Annotated in this window: 15 protein-coding genes; 7 read left to right on the top strand and 8 right to left on the bottom strand. The window is 69.1% G+C overall.

Features of this window, described 5'->3' with window-relative positions:
- Positions 1-7 precede the first annotated feature (7 nt).
- Positions 8-1,312, top strand: a complete 1,305-nt coding sequence (locus tag FHD67_RS12655) for a GH1 family beta-glucosidase (protein WP_139598877.1) — start codon at positions 8-10, stop codon at positions 1,310-1,312.
- On the opposite strand, the gene FHD67_RS12650 is transcribed toward FHD67_RS12655, so the two are convergent.
- Positions 1,309-2,907: a GMC family oxidoreductase gene (locus tag FHD67_RS12650; protein WP_139598876.1), complete on the bottom strand. Its 1,599-nt coding sequence runs from the start codon at positions 2,905-2,907 to the stop codon at positions 1,309-1,311. The two genes, FHD67_RS12655 and FHD67_RS12650, sit on opposite strands and share 4 nt — an antisense overlap.
- 124 nt (positions 2,908-3,031) lie before the next feature.
- On the opposite strand from FHD67_RS12650, the gene FHD67_RS20445 reads away from it, so the two are divergent.
- From FHD67_RS20445 to FHD67_RS12625, 6 genes are read left to right on the top strand one after another with little or no spacing between them, the layout of a single operon-like run.
- Entirely contained in the window at positions 3,032-3,196 is a 165-nt protein-coding gene (locus tag FHD67_RS20445) for a hypothetical protein (RefSeq protein WP_164871398.1), read from the top strand.
- On the top strand, positions 3,196-4,377 hold the full coding sequence (locus FHD67_RS12645) for a vWA domain-containing protein (RefSeq protein WP_139598875.1): 1,182 nt from the start codon (positions 3,196-3,198) through the stop codon (positions 4,375-4,377). Before FHD67_RS20445 ends, FHD67_RS12645 begins: the two co-directional genes overlap by 1 nt.
- Positions 4,374-4,964 (top strand): DedA family protein, encoded by a 591-nt coding sequence (locus FHD67_RS12640; RefSeq protein ID WP_139598874.1) that lies wholly within the window; start codon positions 4,374-4,376, stop codon positions 4,962-4,964. The genes FHD67_RS12645 and FHD67_RS12640 overlap by 4 nt, the downstream gene beginning before the upstream one ends.
- A complete protein-coding gene (locus FHD67_RS12635) occupies positions 4,961-5,644 on the top strand; it encodes a M48 family metallopeptidase (RefSeq protein WP_045981511.1) in 684 nt (227 codons plus the stop codon). Before FHD67_RS12640 ends, FHD67_RS12635 begins: the two co-directional genes overlap by 4 nt.
- 59 nt (positions 5,645-5,703) lie before the next feature.
- Entirely contained in the window at positions 5,704-6,867 is a 1,164-nt protein-coding gene (locus FHD67_RS12630) for a hypothetical protein (protein ID WP_139598873.1), read from the top strand.
- On the top strand, positions 6,864-8,192 hold the full coding sequence (locus FHD67_RS12625; protein ID WP_246071288.1) for a cytochrome P450: 1,329 nt from the start codon (positions 6,864-6,866) through the stop codon (positions 8,190-8,192). The genes FHD67_RS12630 and FHD67_RS12625 overlap by 4 nt, the downstream gene beginning before the upstream one ends.
- 13 nt (positions 8,193-8,205) lie before the next feature.
- Here the strand turns inward: FHD67_RS12625 and FHD67_RS12620 are convergent, their stop codons facing one another.
- From FHD67_RS12620 to FHD67_RS12590, 7 genes are all read right to left on the bottom strand, one after another.
- Complete coding sequence (locus FHD67_RS12620; protein WP_046000357.1) at positions 8,206-9,306, bottom strand: ABC transporter ATP-binding protein; 1,101 nt, start codon at positions 9,304-9,306, stop codon at positions 8,206-8,208.
- A gap of 14 nt (positions 9,307-9,320) precedes the next feature.
- On the bottom strand, positions 9,321-10,133 hold the full coding sequence (locus tag FHD67_RS12615) for an ABC transporter permease (RefSeq protein ID WP_139598872.1): 813 nt from the start codon (positions 10,131-10,133) through the stop codon (positions 9,321-9,323).
- A complete protein-coding gene (locus FHD67_RS12610) occupies positions 10,130-11,002 on the bottom strand; it encodes an ABC transporter permease (protein WP_139598871.1) in 873 nt (290 codons plus the stop codon). The genes FHD67_RS12615 and FHD67_RS12610 overlap by 4 nt, the downstream gene beginning before the upstream one ends.
- A gap of 84 nt (positions 11,003-11,086) precedes the next feature.
- The gene (locus tag FHD67_RS12605; RefSeq protein WP_046000152.1) at positions 11,087-11,857 is read right to left on the bottom strand and encodes a squalene/phytoene synthase family protein; all 771 of its coding nucleotides are present in this window, start codon (positions 11,855-11,857) and stop codon (positions 11,087-11,089) included.
- On the bottom strand, positions 11,854-13,263 hold the full coding sequence (gene cysS / locus FHD67_RS12600) for a cysteine--tRNA ligase (protein WP_046000151.1): 1,410 nt from the start codon (positions 13,261-13,263) through the stop codon (positions 11,854-11,856). The genes FHD67_RS12605 and cysS overlap by 4 nt, the downstream gene beginning before the upstream one ends.
- 33 nt (positions 13,264-13,296) lie before the next feature.
- Positions 13,297-14,520 carry a glycosyltransferase gene (locus FHD67_RS12595; protein WP_139598870.1) on the bottom strand — a complete coding sequence of 408 codons (1,224 nt, stop codon included), beginning with the start codon at positions 14,518-14,520 and terminating at the stop codon, positions 13,297-13,299.
- Positions 14,517-16,151: an ABC transporter ATP-binding protein gene (locus tag FHD67_RS12590; protein ID WP_139598906.1), complete on the bottom strand. Its 1,635-nt coding sequence runs from the start codon at positions 16,149-16,151 to the stop codon at positions 14,517-14,519. Before FHD67_RS12590 ends, FHD67_RS12595 begins: the two co-directional genes overlap by 4 nt.
- Positions 16,152-16,180: the final 29 nt, after the last annotated feature.

The raw sequence follows: 16,180 nt of genomic DNA, 5'->3' as shown, positions 1-16,180 counted from the left end.
ATCCCCCATGCTGCCGCCCCGCACCGACTTTCCCGCAGGTTTCACCTTCGGCGCCGCCACCTCGGCCTATCAGATCGAGGGCACGGCCGGCGCGGGCCCGTCGCATTGGGACACCTTTGCCGCCACGCCCGGCAACATCATGGATGACAGCGACGGCAGTCGCGCCTGCGATCACCTGCGGCTGTGGCCGCAGGACCTGGACCTGATCCGCGACGCAGGATTTGACGGCTACCGCTTTTCGACCTCCTGGGCGCGGGTGATGCCGGACGGGGTGACGGTGAACCCCGATGGTCTGGATTTCTACGACAAGCTGGTCGACGGCATGCTGGAACGCGGCCTGAAACCCTTCCTGACCTATCACCACTGGGACCTGCCCGCGGCGCTGTCGTCGCAGGGCGGCTGGCAGAACCGCGACATCGCGCAGCGTTTCGCGGACCTGTGCACCACTATCAACGCCCGCATCGGGGACCGCGTGGCATCGGCCGCCACCCTGAACGAGCCGTGGTGCATCGCCTGGCTGTCGCATTTCCTCGGCCACCACGCCCCCGGCCTGCGTGACATCCGTGCCGCCAGCCGCGCCATGCACCATGTCCTGCTGGCACATGGCACCGCGATGCAGGCGCTGCGCGCCGATGGCGCCACGAACCTGGGCATCGTGCTGAACTTCGAGACCAGCCACCCCGCCGACAACTCCGCCGAGGCGGAACAGGCGGAACAGGCGGCAGAGACGCAGGACGCAATCTATAACCAGTGGTTCATCCGCGCGCTGATGGGCCAGGGATACCCGGACGCCGCGCTGGCCGGGATCGGGCCGCATCTGCCAGACCGCTGGCAGGATGACATGGACCTGATCGCGCAGCCGCTGGACTGGCTGGGGGTCAACTACTACACCCGGCGCCTGTACACCCGGAACGACGGGCTGTGGCCCCACGCCTCCGAGGTGCCCGGCCCCCTGCCCAAGACCCAGATGGACTGGGAGATCCGCCCCGAGGGCCTGACCGAATTCCTGACCCGCCTGGCGCGCGACCACACCGGCAACCTGCCGCTGTATGTCACCGAGAACGGCATGGCCTCCGAGGTGCCGACCGACGATCAGGCCCGCATCCGGTTCATCGGCGATCACCTGCGCGCAACCAAGGCGGCGATGGATCAGGGCGTGGACGTGCGCGGGTTCTTCTACTGGTCGCTGCTGGACAATTACGAATGGGGCTGGGGATACGGCCCGCGCTTCGGCCTGGTCCATGTGGACTATGACACGATGGTGCGGACCCCCAAGGCCAGCTGGCACGCGTTCCGCGCCATGCTGACCTAACGCGCCAGGATCATCCCCGCCGCCTTGTCCGCGATCATCGTGACCGGTGCATGGGTGTTGCCCGACACAATCGCGGGCATCACCCCGGCATCGGCGATGCGCAGGCCCGACAGCCCGTGCACGCGCAGCTGCGCATCGACCACGGCCATCGGGTCCGACCCCATGCGCGTCGTGCCGACCGGGTGGAAGATGGTCGTGCCGACCTCTCCCGCCGCCTGCGCCAGATCGGCATCGCTTTGCAGATGCGCGCCCGGCTTGTGCTCCTCGGGCGCGAACTCGGCCATGCGGGCGGTCGCCATCAGGCGGCGCGCATGGCGCAGGCTGTCGATGGCCACCTGTCGGTCGCCCTCGGTCGTCAGATAGCGCGGCGCGATGGCGGGGGCCGTCAGGGGATCGGGCGCGGTGATGTGCACGGACCCCGTGCTTTCGGGCCGCAGGTTGCAGACCGACACCGTCAGCCCCGAAAAATCGTCCAGCGGGTCGCCGAACTTGCCCAGGGACAACGGCTGCACGTGATATTCGATGTTGGGCGTGTCGAACGCATCGGACGATTTCGCGAATATCCCCAGCTGGCTGGGCGCCATCGCCATCGGCCCCGTCCGGCGCAGCGCGTATTCCAGCGCGATGCCGGCCTTGCCCCAGATCGTCCGCGCCCGGTCGTTCAGCGTCCGCGCGCCGCGGATGCGGAACACGGTGCGCAGCTGCAGGTGATCCTGCAGGTTCTCGCCCACCCCCGGCAGGGCATGGACGGGCGCGATGCCCAGGGCCGCCAGGCGGTCCGGCTGACCGATGCCCGACAGTTCCAGCAACGCGGGCGAATTGACTGCGCCCGCGGCCAGGATCACCTCGCCCCGCGCGCGCGCCAGCCGGCGCTGGCCGTGCTGGTCGAACAGGACGCCCGTGACGCGGCGGCCGTCCATCTGCAGGCGCATTACTTGGGCATCCGTCTCGATCCGCAGGTTGGGGCGGCCGCGGGCGGGGTTCAGGAAGGCCTTCCTTGCGTTCCAGCGGATGCCCTTGCGCTGCGTGACCGGAAAATAGCCGACGCCCAGGTTGTCGCCCCGGTTGAAGTCCGGGTTGGCGGGCAGGCCCAGCTCCTGCGCGGCCTGGGCCACCGCGTCCAGGATCGGCCAGCGCAGCCGCTGCTGTTCGACCCGCAATTCGCCCTGGTCGCCGTGGATGTCGCAGGCCGGTTCGTAATGGCGCTCCGTCGCGCGGAAATGCGGCAGCACGTCGGACCAGGACCAGCCCGCGTTGCCCATCTGCCGCCAGCGGTCGTAATCGGCCGCCTGCCCGCGCATGTAGATCATGCCGTTGATCGACGAACACCCGCCCAGGACGCGCCCGCGCGGATAGTTCAGGCGGCGGCCGTTCAGACCGGGTTCCGGTTCTGTCTGATAGCACCAGTCCAGCGTCGGGTTGCCCATCGCATAGAGATAGCCCACCGGCACATGCACCCAGAAGCGGTTGTCATGGCCACCCGCCTCCAGCAGCAGGACCCGGTTCGCAGGATCGGCCGACAGCCGGTTCGCCAGCACGCACCCGCCCGAGCCCGCGCCCACGATGATATAGTCGTAATCCCCGAAATCCTGCATGCCGATCCTCCGTCCCGGTGGCGACGCTAGTGGCACGGCCGCGCGGGGACAAGCGGTCGCGGTTGCGGGCGGGGGCCGGGCGCGGTATCTGCTGGGGGCCTTGGGTGCCACGGGAAGGACCGTCATGATCGTCATCGCAGCCGTCATCATCGGTGCCATCCTGGGCTGGCGCCGCGCCGGCCAGCTGGGCGGCACGCGCGCCGACCGCATCCAGTATGCGGTGGCCTTTGCGCTTGGCCTGGCCATGATCGGCGTTGTCGCCACGATCATCGTTCATCGGATGAGCTGATGTTCCTGCCCTTTCTGGACAATCTGCGCAGGCACGGGGTTCCCGTCTCGCTGCGGGAATGGCTGGATCTGATGGAGGGCATGGGCGCTGGCCTGGACGGCATGACGGTCGAGGGGTTCCACGGCCTGGCCCGGCTGGTGCTGGTCAAGGACGAACGCCATATCGACCGCTTCGACCGCGCGTTCTCGGACACGTTCTCGGGGCTTGAGCAGGTCGATGTCGGCGACCTGCTGGACCCCCGCGCCCTGCCCGAAGGGTGGCTTGAGAAGCTGGCCGAAAAGCTGCTGTCGGACGACGAAAAGGCGCAGGTCCAAGGCCTGGGCAGCCTGCAGGCGCTGATGGATACGCTGCGCAAGCGGCTGGCCGAACAGCAGGGGCGCCATCAGGGCGGCAACAAGTGGGTCGGTACCGCGGGCACCTCGCCCTTCGGCGCCTATGGCTACAACCCCGAAGGCGTGCGCATCGGCCAGGACGGCAGCCGCCACCGCCGCGCCGTCAAGGTCTGGGACAAGCGCGAGTTCCGCGATTTCGACGACACCGCCGAACTGGGCACCCGCAACATCAAGGTCGCGCTGAAGCGCCTGCGCCAATGGGCCCGCCACGGCGCCGCGGACGAGCTGGACCTGCCCGGCACGATCCGCGCCACCGCCGATCACGGCTATATCGACGTGCAGACGCGGCCCGAACGGCGCAACGCGGTCAAGGTGCTGCTGTTCCTGGACGTGGGCGGCAGCATGGACAACCATATCCGCGTCGTGGACGAGCTGTTCAGTGCCGCCCGCGCCGAATTCAAGCACATGCAGCATTTCTACTTCCACAACTGCCTGTACGAAGGCGTCTGGACCGACAACCGCCGCCGGTGGGACGCGCAGACGCCCACCTGGGACGTGCTGCACCGCTATGGCCGCGACTACAAATGCATCGTGGTGGGCGACGCATCGATGTCGCCCTACGAGATCGCGGTGCCGGGCGGGGCCAACGAACACTGGAATCCCGAATCCGGGCAGGTCTGGCTGCAGCGCCTTGCCGGGGCCTGGCCCGACCATGTCTGGCTGAACCCCGTCCCCGAGGCGCATTGGGGATACACCCAGTCCATCGGCATGGTGCAGCAGGTCTTTCCCGACCGGATGCTGCCCCTGACGCTGGACGGGCTGACGCGCGCCATGCGGGTGCTGGGATGATCGCCCAGCTGACGGCCCTGCTGCCGGTCTGGGGGCCGTGGCTGGTGGGGGCGATGGCGTTCCTGTCCTGCATGATGGTCCCGGTGCCGACCTCGGCGGTGCTGGTGGCGGCGGGGGCGCTGACGGGGACCGGGCACCTGGACCTGGGGCTGATCGGCGCGGGCGCGGTGCTGGGGGCCAGCGCGGGCGACGCGGCGGCGTTCCTGCTGGCGCGCCGGATGCGGCCGTGGCTGATGCGCGGCAGGCGGGGGGCGATCCTGGCGCGGGCGCAGGCGCTGATCGCCCGGCGCGGCGCGGGAGCGGTGTTCCTGTCGCGCTGGCTGGTCACGCCGCTTGGTCCGGCCACGAACTATGTCGCGGGGGCCGCGGGGCTGTCGCTGGCGCGGTTCATGGCCGCCTCCATCCCCGGAGAGATGCTCTGGGCCGCGCTGCATCTGGGCGCGGGGCATCTGGCCGGGCGCGGCTTTCGCGGGGACGAGGCCGCGGCGCTCAAGGCGCTGGCGGCGGCCGCGGTGCTGGCTGCGGCAATCTGGGCGGGGCGCAGGCTCTGGCATCGGCGGTCCGGCGCCGCCATATACGGGGCATGATGCGTTACCTGCCCTTCATCCTGCTGGCGCTGTACCTGGTCGCGATGTGGTTCTTTTCCGCATGGCGCCTGCGGCAGGAGTTGAACCAGAAGGCTACGCCCCTGACCCATCCGCGCCTGACGCCCATGCTGGACCGGCTTGGCCGCGCGATGGACCTGCCCCCGATCCGCGCCCATGTCTATGAGATCGAGCCGGTGAACGGCCTTGCCGCCCCCGACGGGCGCATCTTCCTGACCCGCGGCTTCCTGCGCAAGCTGGACGCCGAAGAGGTCACGCCCGAGGAACTGGCCAGCGTCATCGCGCACGAACTGGGCCATGTCAGCCTGGGCCATTCGCGCCGCCGCATGATCGATTTCGCGGGCCAGAACGCGATCCGCATGGCGCTGGCGGGGGTGTTGGGGCGCATCCTGCCGGGCATCGGCGCCTGGATCGCCAACCTGATCGCGACCGCCGTCGCCGCCCGCCTGTCGCGCCAGGACGAGTTCGAGGCCGACCGTTTCGCCAGCGCCCTGATGATCAAGGCGGGCCTTGGCACCGCCCCGCAGAAATCGCTGTTCCGCAAGCTGGACCGCCTGACCGGCAGCGGCGGCGCAGGCGCCCCCGCATGGTTCCTGTCCCACCCCCCCGCCGCCCGCCGCATCGCCGCGATCGAGGCGCACGAGGCACGCTGGCGCGGCTGACCGGGTCTTGCCGCGGCGGCATTTCCACCTAAGGTGGTGCCGGACAGTCAAGGGCCCCCATGACCGCACCGTTCCGCCGCCACGTCCTGTACCTGCCGGGTTTCGACCCCATCCCGCCGCGCCGCTATCGCGAGCTGTATCGGCGCGAGGCCGCGGATCAGGCGCGGATTTCGGGCCACCGGCTGCGCATCACCAAGGCGCAGGCGCAGGGCTTTGCCTGGGCCGTCCACGGCCGGGTCGAGGGTCGCGACACCACCACCGTGATCGAGGTCGCGCTGTGGTCCGACATCGTTCAGGCCTCGATGCGGCAGGGCATCGCTGGGACGTTCGCACAGCTGGCGCGGACGTCCTGGACCTACATCGCGACGGGCACCCTGTCGCGGCTGATGCGGTTGCGGCGCGGGCCGGTCATCGCGGCGCTTTATCCCATCGCGGTGCTGCTAGCACAGCTGGCGCTGGCTTTGCTGGCTGGGGGGCTGGCGGCGTCGGCCGTCGGCGGCTGGCCGGGCCTGCCCGTCGGGGTGACGGTGGTCTGGGGCGTGCTGGTCCTGGGGCGGCGGCTGGATCACCGGCTGTTTGCCTATTACCTGATGCACGATTACGCCTTCACCGCGCGCCATCGCGGCGCCTATCCCCCCGCGCTGGAGGACCGGCTGGCCCAGTTCCGCGCCCGCCTGACGGCGATCCTGGACGACGGAACGGACGAGGTGCTGGTGGTCGGCCATTCCTCGGGCGCCTATCTGGCGGTGTCGCTGATGGCCGATCTGCTGCGCGAACGTGCCGACCCCGGCCCGGCCCTGTCGCTGCTGACGCTTGGGCATGTGGTGCCGATGGCGGCGTTCCTGCCCGATGCCGGGCGGCTGCGCGACGATCTGGGCTGGCTTGCGCGCAGCGACCGGCTGTTCTGGCTGGACGTGACGGCACCGGGCGATGCCTGCTGTTTCGCGCTGTGCGATCCGGTGGCGGTCTGCGGACAGGCCGGCCCGGACCAGCGCTGGCCGCTGGTGATTTCGGCAGCGTTCACGCACACGCTGTCGCCCGACCGGCAGGCCGCGTTGAAGAACCGATGGTTCAAGCTGCATTTCCAGTATCTGTGCGCCTTTGATCGGCCGGGCGATTACGACTATTTCGCGATCACCGCCGGGCCGCGGACGCTGGCGCAGCGGTTCGCCGGGCGCAAGCCGTCGCCGGGGCGGATCACCCGGCCCGTGGGCGCGCGGTGACGCCCCGCCCCCAAGGCGCACAGGGGCGCGGGACGCTGGGCGGGCTGATCCGCGGGTTCAGGCGCGACCTGCTGGGCGCGCTGCCGGAACGCCTGTATGGCGCGTGGATGGCGGAATTCCGCAGTCCGGTCATCCACAGCTTCTTCTGCAACGACCCGGCGCTGATCCGGCTGATCCTGCAGGATCGGCCGGGCGATTTTCCGAAATCGAACCGCATGCGCGAGGGTCTGGCGCCGCTGTTGGGCAACGGCGTCTTCATCGCGAACGGCGCGGACTGGGCGCGCCAGCGGCGCATCATCGACCCGGCCTTTGACGGCGGTCGCCTTCGCGACAGCTTTCCCGCCGTGCTGGCCGCCGCACGCGCGGCCAGCCAGCGGCTGGCGCCGGGGGTGCAGGACATCGAGCCGCAGGCCGCCCATGCCGCCGCCGACGTGATCTTTCGCACGCTGTTCTCGATGCCCGTCGAACACCGCATTGCGTCCGACGTGTTCGAGGCGTTCCGCGACCATCAGGCCGCTCAACCCCTGGTGAACCTGGCGGCCCTGCTGCCCCTGCCCACCTGGATGCCGCGGCCCCATTCGCGCCGCACCCGCGCCACCGCCGCGCGCATCCGCGGGCTGATCGGCGATCTGGTGCGCGCGCGTCGCCGGGCCATCGCGGCGGGAACCGCACCCGACGATCTGGCCACGCGGATCATGACCACCCCCGATCCCGAGACCAGCACGCCGTTTTCGGAGGCCGAGATGATCGACCAGGTTGCGGTCATGTTCCTGGCCGGGCATGAGACCAGCGCCTCGGTCCTGGCCTGGGCGCTGTGGTTGCTGGCGGCTCATCCTGATTGGCAGGACCGCGTCGCCGCAGAGGCCACGACCCTGGACGACTTCGCCAGCGTCGGCGGGTTGCGCGTCACCCGCGCCGTGTTCCGCGAGGCGCTGCGCCTGTATCCGGCCGTTGCGATGTTCGTGCGCGAGTCCACCGCCCCCGAGACGTTCCGAGACCGTCCCGTGCCGCGCGGGGCGCAGCTAGTCATCTCTCCGTGGCATCTGCACCGGCACAACCGGCTGTGGGACCGGCCGGACGATTTCGACCCCGCCCGGTGGGACACGCCGGACGGCAAGGTTAGCGCCCGCGCGGCCTTCCTGCCGTTCTCTACCGGGCCGCGCGCCTGCCCCGGCGCGGGGCTGGCGATGATCGAGGGGGTGGTGATGCTGGCTGCGATCACAGCGCGGTGGCGGCTGGAGGTGACCGACCGCCAACCGATGCCCGTGGCGCGGCTGACGATCCGGGCGCGCGACGGGATCTGGGTCAGGCTGACGCCGCGCTAAGGCGCCGCGCGCCTCAGCGAAAAAGCACTAGCGATCCGGGCGACCAGGCCAGCCGGGTCCGCGTCCCGACCTCCTGCACGTCGCGGCCAAAGACGTTGCGCATCGAGATGCGGACCGTGCGCGACTTGCCGTCGCCCCGCGCCACGCCGTCCAGGCGCAGGTCGTAATAGGTCATGTCGCCGTAATAGACGACCTCGTCGATGGTGGCGTTGGTCTCGCGTGGCTGCGTGTGGGTCGCGCCCGGACCGACCAGGGTCATCGTCTCGGGGCGAAAACCGATCACGGCGCCCGCATCGTCGGGATTTGCGCGGCTGACCTGGCGTTCGGGCAGCTCGACCGTACCCAGGCCCGCGACATCGACGGTGACCGTGCCGCCCGCCTCGGACAGGATCGTGGCGGGCAGGAAGTTCATCACCCCGATGAAATCCGCGACCCGCCGCGTGGCCGGGCGGGCATACAGCGCCTCGGGGCCGTCCAGCTGAGCGATCTCTCCCTCGAACATCACGGCGATGCGGTCGGACATGACCAGCGCCTCCTCCTGGTCATGGGTGACCAGGACGAAGGTGATGCCGACCTGCCGCTGCAGCTTGATCAGCTCGACCTGCATCTGCTCGCGCATCTTGCGGTCCAGGGCCGACAGCGGCTCGTCCAGAAGCAGCACCTTGGGCTTAAGGATCAGCGCGCGGGCCAGTGCCACCCGCTGCCGCTGGCCGCCCGACAGGGCATGCGCGGATCGCGCGCCGTATCCCTTGAGGCCGACCATAGCCAGCGCCTCCTCGACCGCGGCGGCCTTTTCGGCCTTGCTGCGTGGATCGCGGCGCAGGCCGAAGGCCACGTTCTCGGCGACGGTCAGGTGCGGGAAGATGGCATAGGACTGGAACACCATGTTGGTGGGCCGCTTGTTCGCGGGAACCTCCTCCATGCGCTTGCCGCCGATCAGGATGGCGCCGTCGCTGATGTCCTCGAAGCCCGCGATGGTGCGCAGAAGCGTGGTCTTGCCGCAGCCCGACGGGCCCAGCAGGGAGAAGAACTCTCCGGCCCGGATGGTCAGGTCGATCCCGCGCAGCGCGTGATAGTCGCCGTAATACTTGTGGACGCCCTGACATTCGATCATCGGCTTGGCTTCGGTCACATCAACCCTCCGGTGGGCTTGCCGCCGATGCGGGCATTGCCCCGGCGGCGGAAATATTCGCCGATCGCCAGAAGGACGATCGACAGGATCACCAGCACCGTGCCCAACGCCATAATGACGGGGATCGCGCGCGGAAAGCGCAGCTGGCTGAAGATGTAGGTGGGCAGCGTCGGTTCGTTCCCCGCCAGGAAGAAGGCCAGGATGAACTCGTCCAGGCTGATGGTGAAGCTGATCAGCAGCGCGCTGATGATACCCGGCATGACCAGGGGCAGCGTGACAAGACGGAACGCGCCCCATTTCGTCTCGCCCAGGTCATAGGCCGCCTCCTCCAGGCTGCGGTCCAGCGACGAAAAGGCGGTGGTCAGCACCGCGATGGCATAGGGCATGCAGATCAGCGTGTGCCCCGCGATGACCGTCATCAGGGACAGCTGCACCCCCATGCCCAGCAGCACGACCAGCAGCGACATGGCCACGATGATTTCCGGCAGCACCATGGGCAGCATGATGAACCCCATCATCCCGCCCTTGCCCGGAAACACGAAGCGGGTCGAGGCGCGCGCCGCGAAGATGCCAAAGCAGGTGGCCAGGATGGACGAGGCCACCGCCACGGTCAGCGAATTGGTCAGCGCCCGGCGCAGCGTCGCGTCCGCCCACATCTGCCGGAACCAGTCGGTCGTCACCCCCTGCAGCGGAAAGGCGATGATCGTGCCGGAATTCAGCGCGAACATCGGCAGCAGGATGATCGGCGCGTAGAGAAACAGCAGATAGAAGATGGCATAGGCCTGAAGCCCGCGTCCTTGGCGGTTCATTGGCGCACCCTGAGGAAACGGCGGTTGAGGAACAGGAAGACCAGGCTGACCACCGCCACGATGGCCATGGCCGTCACCGCCAGCGCCGATCCCAGGGGCCGGTTGTCCAGCGCCAGCATCTGGACCTGGATCAGGTTGGCGATCATCGGGATCTTGCCGCCGCCGATGACCTCTGGCGTGACATAGTCGCCGATGGTCGGGATGAAGACGATCAGCACCGCCGCGATGACGCCCGGCATCGCCAGGGGCAGCGTCACCCGCCAGAAGGTCATCAGCCTACTTTCGCCCAGATCGCGCCCGGCCTCCAGCAGGGATCGGTCGATCTTCTCCAGCGCGACGAAGATCGGCAGGATCGCGAAGGGCGCATAGGCATGGGCCAGCGTCAGCACGATCGCGTTTGTGTTGTAGAGGATGAAGGTCAGCGGCTCGTCGATGATGCCAAGCCCCGTCAGGGACGAGTTGATGACGCCGTTGTATCCCAGGATCACCTTCCACAGGAACACCCGGATCAGATAGCTGGTCCAGAAAGGGATCGTGATCAGGAACAGCCACATGGCCTTCTTTTCGGGCCGCACGCAGAAGCTGACGTAATAGGCGACCGGAAAGGCCATCACCACGGTCGCCAGCGTCACGATGGCCGCCACGACCAGCGACCGCAGCATCACCGTCCGCACGATCGGGTCGGTCAGCACCTGGGTGTAATTGTCCAGCGTGAAGTCGCGGATGATCTCAAGATAGCCGTCGGTCAGGAAGCTGTAGGCCAGGATGGTCAGCAGCGGCGCCGCCAGGATCACCAGCGCATACAGGAACGGCGGCGCGATCAGCGACAGCCCGGCCCGTGCCTGGTCGTCGAACTTGGCCTTTGCCATGGCGATCCCCTTCCGTCCGCCCCGCCGGGCCTTTCGCAATTGCTGTCACAGGCCGCGCGCAAGGAAAAGAGGTTTCTGGCCCGCCTAGCGCCACCAATGCCCGGTCAGCGCCAGCCGCGCCAGCGATGCGCGCCGCTGAAACGGCGTGATCGCGGTGGTGGCCTCGAACGGATCGGTGCGCCCGGCCATGATCTCGGACAGCAGGCGCGGCACGCGGGGGCCGGGATACAGCGCAGCCGCCGCCCGGCGCGGCAGCTTGCGGTGCATCCGTGCGGCCATGCGCAGCCCGTCGCGCGCCTGTTCCGCCAAGGCCCGCGCGTCTTCGGGGCGGGCCGGTTCCAGCCCCAGCCGGACTGCCTGCAATTGCGGCAGCGCGCGCAGCCACGCGGCCAGACCGGCACCGCGGGCCTGATGGGCCACGATCTCTCGCGTGCCTTCGGGCGCGCCGCAGCGGCGCGCGGCGGTCCACATCAGCGCGCCCGCCGTCGCATCGACATAGGCCAGCACCGCCTGCGGCCCGTCAAAGGGCTGGCGTTCGCAATCCCTGCGCCGGGCCTCTGCCAAGGGCGACAGGGCGCCTGCATCGGTCCCCCAGGCCTCCCACAGGGGCGTCAGCACGTCGTGCAGCGGGGGCGCGGTGCCCTGCCCCATCTCGTCCAGGCGGTCGATCCACCATTGCAGCCGCATCTCGGCCAGCATCGGCTCGGCCGACTGGAACGGCGCGCGGGCGATCTCCAGGTTCAGCGCATAGAGCGTGACCAGCGCCGAACGGTCCGCCGCGTCGGCCACCAGCACCGCGCCGAACCGGTCGGGGTCATGCTGGCGCAGCGCCTCGGTGCAGGCCTCCAGGGTCATGTGCCGTGGGTCCGCGCCAGATCGGCCAGTCGTGCCGGATCGAACCCCGCGGCCAGCGACCATTCGGGCCCCTTGGCCGTGTCCTTGACCTCGACGCCCGCCGCCGCGAATCCGTCGCGGATCGCATCCGCGCGGGCGAAATCACGGGCCTGGCGCGCCGCCAGTCGCGCCGCCAGCAACGCCTCGATCTGGCCCGCCGCACCGGCATCGGCCTGGGTCCAATCGCCCATGCCCGGCAGCAGCAGGCCCAGCATCCGGGCCGATGCCAACAGCGTCTCCGCGTCCCCCCGACCCGCCAGGTCGTGCAACGCGGCGATGGCACCCGCAGCGTTCAGGTCATCGGCAAGCGCCTCGATCAGCGCGGGTGCCGGGCTTGTTGCGGGTTCGATGCCGGCAACAAGCCCATGCCACCGCCGAAGCACCGCTTCGGCCTCCTGCGCCTTGGCCTCGGTCCAATCCATCGGCTTGCGGTAATGCGTAGACAGCATGACGAAGCGGATCACCTCGCCGGGCACGCCCCGGTCCAGCAGGTCGCGCACGGTGAAGAAGTTGCCCAGGGACTTGGACATCTTCTTGCCTTCGACCTGCAGCATCTCGTTGTGCAGCCAGACATTGGCGAAACCCGCGCCGGGATGGGCGCAGCAGCTCTGCGCGATCTCGTTCTCGTGGTGCGGGAACTGCAGGTCGATGCCGCCGCCGTGGATGTCGAAATGCGGCCCCAAGAGCGCCGCCGACATGGCCGAGCATTCGATGTGCCAACCCGGACGCCCCCGGCCCCAGGGGCTGTCCCAGCCCGGCAGGTCGTCCGAGGACGGCTTCCACAGCACGAAATCCATCGGGTCGCGCTTGAAGGGCGCCACCTCGACCCGCGCGCCCGCGATCATGTCGTCGACCGAACGGCCCGACAGCGTGCCGTAGTCGGGAAAGGACCGCACGTCGAACAGCACATGCCCCTCGGCCTCATAGGCATGGCCCTTGGCGATCAGGTCAGCGGTCATCGCGATCATCTGGCCGACATAGGCGGTCGCCCGCGGCTCGTGGTCCGGACGAGCCGCGCCAAGCGCGTCCATGTCGGCGTGATACCAGCCGATCGTCTCCTCGGTCCGCTCGGCGATCAGCGCCTCCAGGGACAGGTCGGACCCGGCCGCACGGCGGCGCTGCGCCTCGGCGTTGATCTTGTCGTCGACATCGGTGAAATTGCGCACATAGGTGACCGCACGGTCGCCGTATTCATGCCGCAGCAGCCGCACCAGCAGGTCGAACACCAGGACCGGCCGGGCATTGCCCAGATGGGCGCGGTCATAGACGGTGGGTCCACACAGATACAGACGCACGTTGGCCGGGTCGATGGGGACGAACTCCTCCTTGCGGCGGGTGCGGGTGTTGGTCAGCCTGATCTGCGTCATGATGCGGCCCTTTTGGCAAGCGTGGCCAAGGGTCTATCGCATCGCGCCCTGGCTTTCCACCCAGGCAATCTGGCGCGGCAGCGATTGCGACGCCAGATCATAGCCCCCCAGGATCGTGGCCCGCGCCGCCTTGCGGATTGCCGCCGCCTGCGGATCGCCCGCCAAGCCGCGGATCAGGGCCGCCGACAGGGCCGCCCCGTCAAAGAACGGCACCAACCGCCCGTTCACCCCGTCGGTGATCAGCTCGCGCACCGGTTCGGTATCGGACGCCACGACATACCCCCCCGCCGCCATCGCCTCGGTCAGCGACCAGGACAGCACGAATGGATAGGTCAGATAGCAATGCACCCGCGCCACCTGCATCAGCGACAGATAGTCGCCATAGGGCACGCGGCCCAGGAAATGCACCCGCGACAGGTCCAGGCGGGCGCCGACCTCTGCCAGCAGCTTGTCCTTCCAGCTGTTCGCATCGCGCGGCTTGGCACCATAGCTGGTGCCCTCGGCGCCGACCAGGACCACCTGCGCGTCGGGGCGCGACGCCAGCACGTCGGGCAATGCCCGCATCAGCACATGAAACCCGCGGTAAGGCTCCAGCGAGCGGGACACGAAGGACAGCACCTCGTCCCCCGCGCGCAGGATCGTGCCGCCCGGAAGGGTCAGGCGGGCCGCGGGATCGGGGGCCACGCGGGCGGTGTCGATGCCGTCATGGATGACGGTGATCTTGCCGCGCAGCTCGGGCGGAAAGCTGTCGGCCTGATAACGGGTGGGCGCGATGGCCGCATCGGCCTGCACCATCGCCTGGACCAGATGCGCCGACCGCGCGACCGTCATGAAGCGCACCTCGTCCCGGTCGGGGCTGATCTCGGGGTCGAAGCCCACATCTTGGCCGCGGGTGCGGTACATCAGCTCGGCATAGACCAGCAGGCGCGCGTGGGGCCAGATCTCCTTCAGGAACAGCGTCTCTCCCCAGCCCGGATGGCCGATGACGATGTCGGGGTGAAACCCGTGCCGGTCGCGCAGCGCACGCGCGCCCCGCGCCGCCAGCAGGCCGCGTTCCGCATGGTCCGCATAGGTCCGACCCAGGGCGCTGTCGGTCTGCACCGCCACCGGCGCCTTGTAGCGCAGGGTCCGGATCGGGCTGGGCCGCTGGTTGTTCTCATCCGTCAGGGCCAGGACCTGGTGGCCGCGCGCGGCCAGGGCCGGGGCCAGGTGCGGAAACTGGCCCGGAAAGTTCTGGTGGACGAACAGGATCTTCATTCGTGGATCGGAAAAGCCGCGCGCAGCAGGGCGCGGGTGTAATCCTGCCGGGGCGCATCAAAGATCTGCGCGACACTGCCATGTTCGACGACCTCTCCGGCGCGCATGACCATGATATGATGCGCCATCGCGCGCACCACGCGCAGATCATGGCTGATGAACAGGTAGGCCAGCCCGTATTTCCGCTGCAGGTCGCGCAGTAGATCCACGATCTGCACCTGCACGGTCATGTCCAGCGCGCTGGTCGGCTCGTCCAGGACGACGACCTTGGGGCGCAGGATCATCGCGCGGGCGATGGCGATGCGCTGGCGCTGACCGCCGCTGAATTCGTGCGGGTAGCGGTGCATCATCTGGGGGTTCAGCCCGACCTCGGTCATGATCTCGGTGACCAGCTGGCGGCGGTCCCGGCCGGGTTCGACCCCGTGCACGCCCAGGCCCTCGGTGATGATCTGTTCGATCGTCATGCGGGGCGACAGGCTGCCATAGGGGTCCTGGAACACGATCTGCATGTCGCGGCGCAGGCGGCGCAGCTGGCCGCTGGTCCAGGCCTGGATATCCTGGCCCAGATACAGGATCGGGCCGTCGCTTTCGATCAGGCGCATGATGCCCAGGGCCAGCGTGGTCTTGCCCGATCCCGATTCGCCGACGATGCCCAGGGTCTCTCCCGCGCGCAGCGACAGGGTCGCGCCGTTCACCGCCTTGACGTGCCCCGTCACGCGGCGCAGCAGGCCGCGCTTGATGGGAAACCAGACCTTCAGGTCGCGCGTCTCGACCAGGACCGGCGCATCGGGGGCTATGGGATCGGCCTGCCCGGTCGGCTCGGCGGCCAGCAGCTTGCGGGTATAGGGGTGCTGGGGCCGGGCAAAGATGTCCTCGACCGGGCCCTGTTCGACGATCTCTCCGTCCTTCATCACGCAGACGCGGTCCGCGATGCGGCGCACGATGCCCAGATCGTGGCTGATGAACAGCATCGACAGGCCCTCGTCGGCCTTCAGCTCGGCCAGCAGGGCCAGGATCTGGGCCTGGATGGTCACGTCCAGCGCCGTGGTGGGTTCGTCCGCGATCAGCAGGTCGGGACCGTTGGCCAGGGCCATCGCGATCATCACGCGCTGACGCTGACCACCCGACAGCTGGTGCGGATAGTCGGCCAGGCGGGTTTCCGGGTCGCGGATGCCGACGCGGGTCAGCAGTTCGATGATCCGCGCCCGCGCCTTGGCGCCCGACAGCCCCTGGTGCAGCGCCAGGCTTTCCGACAGCTGCTTTTCCAACGTGTGCAGCGGGTTCAGCGAGGTCATCGGCTCTTGGAAGATGAAGCTGATGTCGTTGCCGCGGATGTCGCGCAGGGTGCGGTCCGACGCGCCGACCATCTCGCGGCCCGCGTATTTCACCGACCCCTGGACCTCGGCCGAGGCGCCCAGCAGCTGCACGGTGGACAGCGCCGTGATCGACTTGCCCGACCCGGATTCGCCCACCAGGGCCACGGTCTCACCACGGTCGATGTGAAAGCTGACGCCCTTGACGGCCGCGGTCAGGACACCTTCGGACCGGAACCCGATGCGCAGGTCGCTGACCGCCAGCACGGCATCGCTGGCCGGGGCGGGCGCGGGACGCGCCTGCGGTGCGCCGGGCATCGAGCCGCCATGGCTCTCGGCCACGGCCG

The sequence above is a fragment of the Paracoccus haeundaensis genome, assembly GCF_006239215.1.
GTDB lineage: Bacteria > Pseudomonadota > Alphaproteobacteria > Rhodobacterales > Rhodobacteraceae > Paracoccus > Paracoccus marcusii.
The sequence above is the reverse complement of the archived record's forward strand: the minus strand, read 5'-3'. Positions and strand labels throughout refer to the sequence as shown.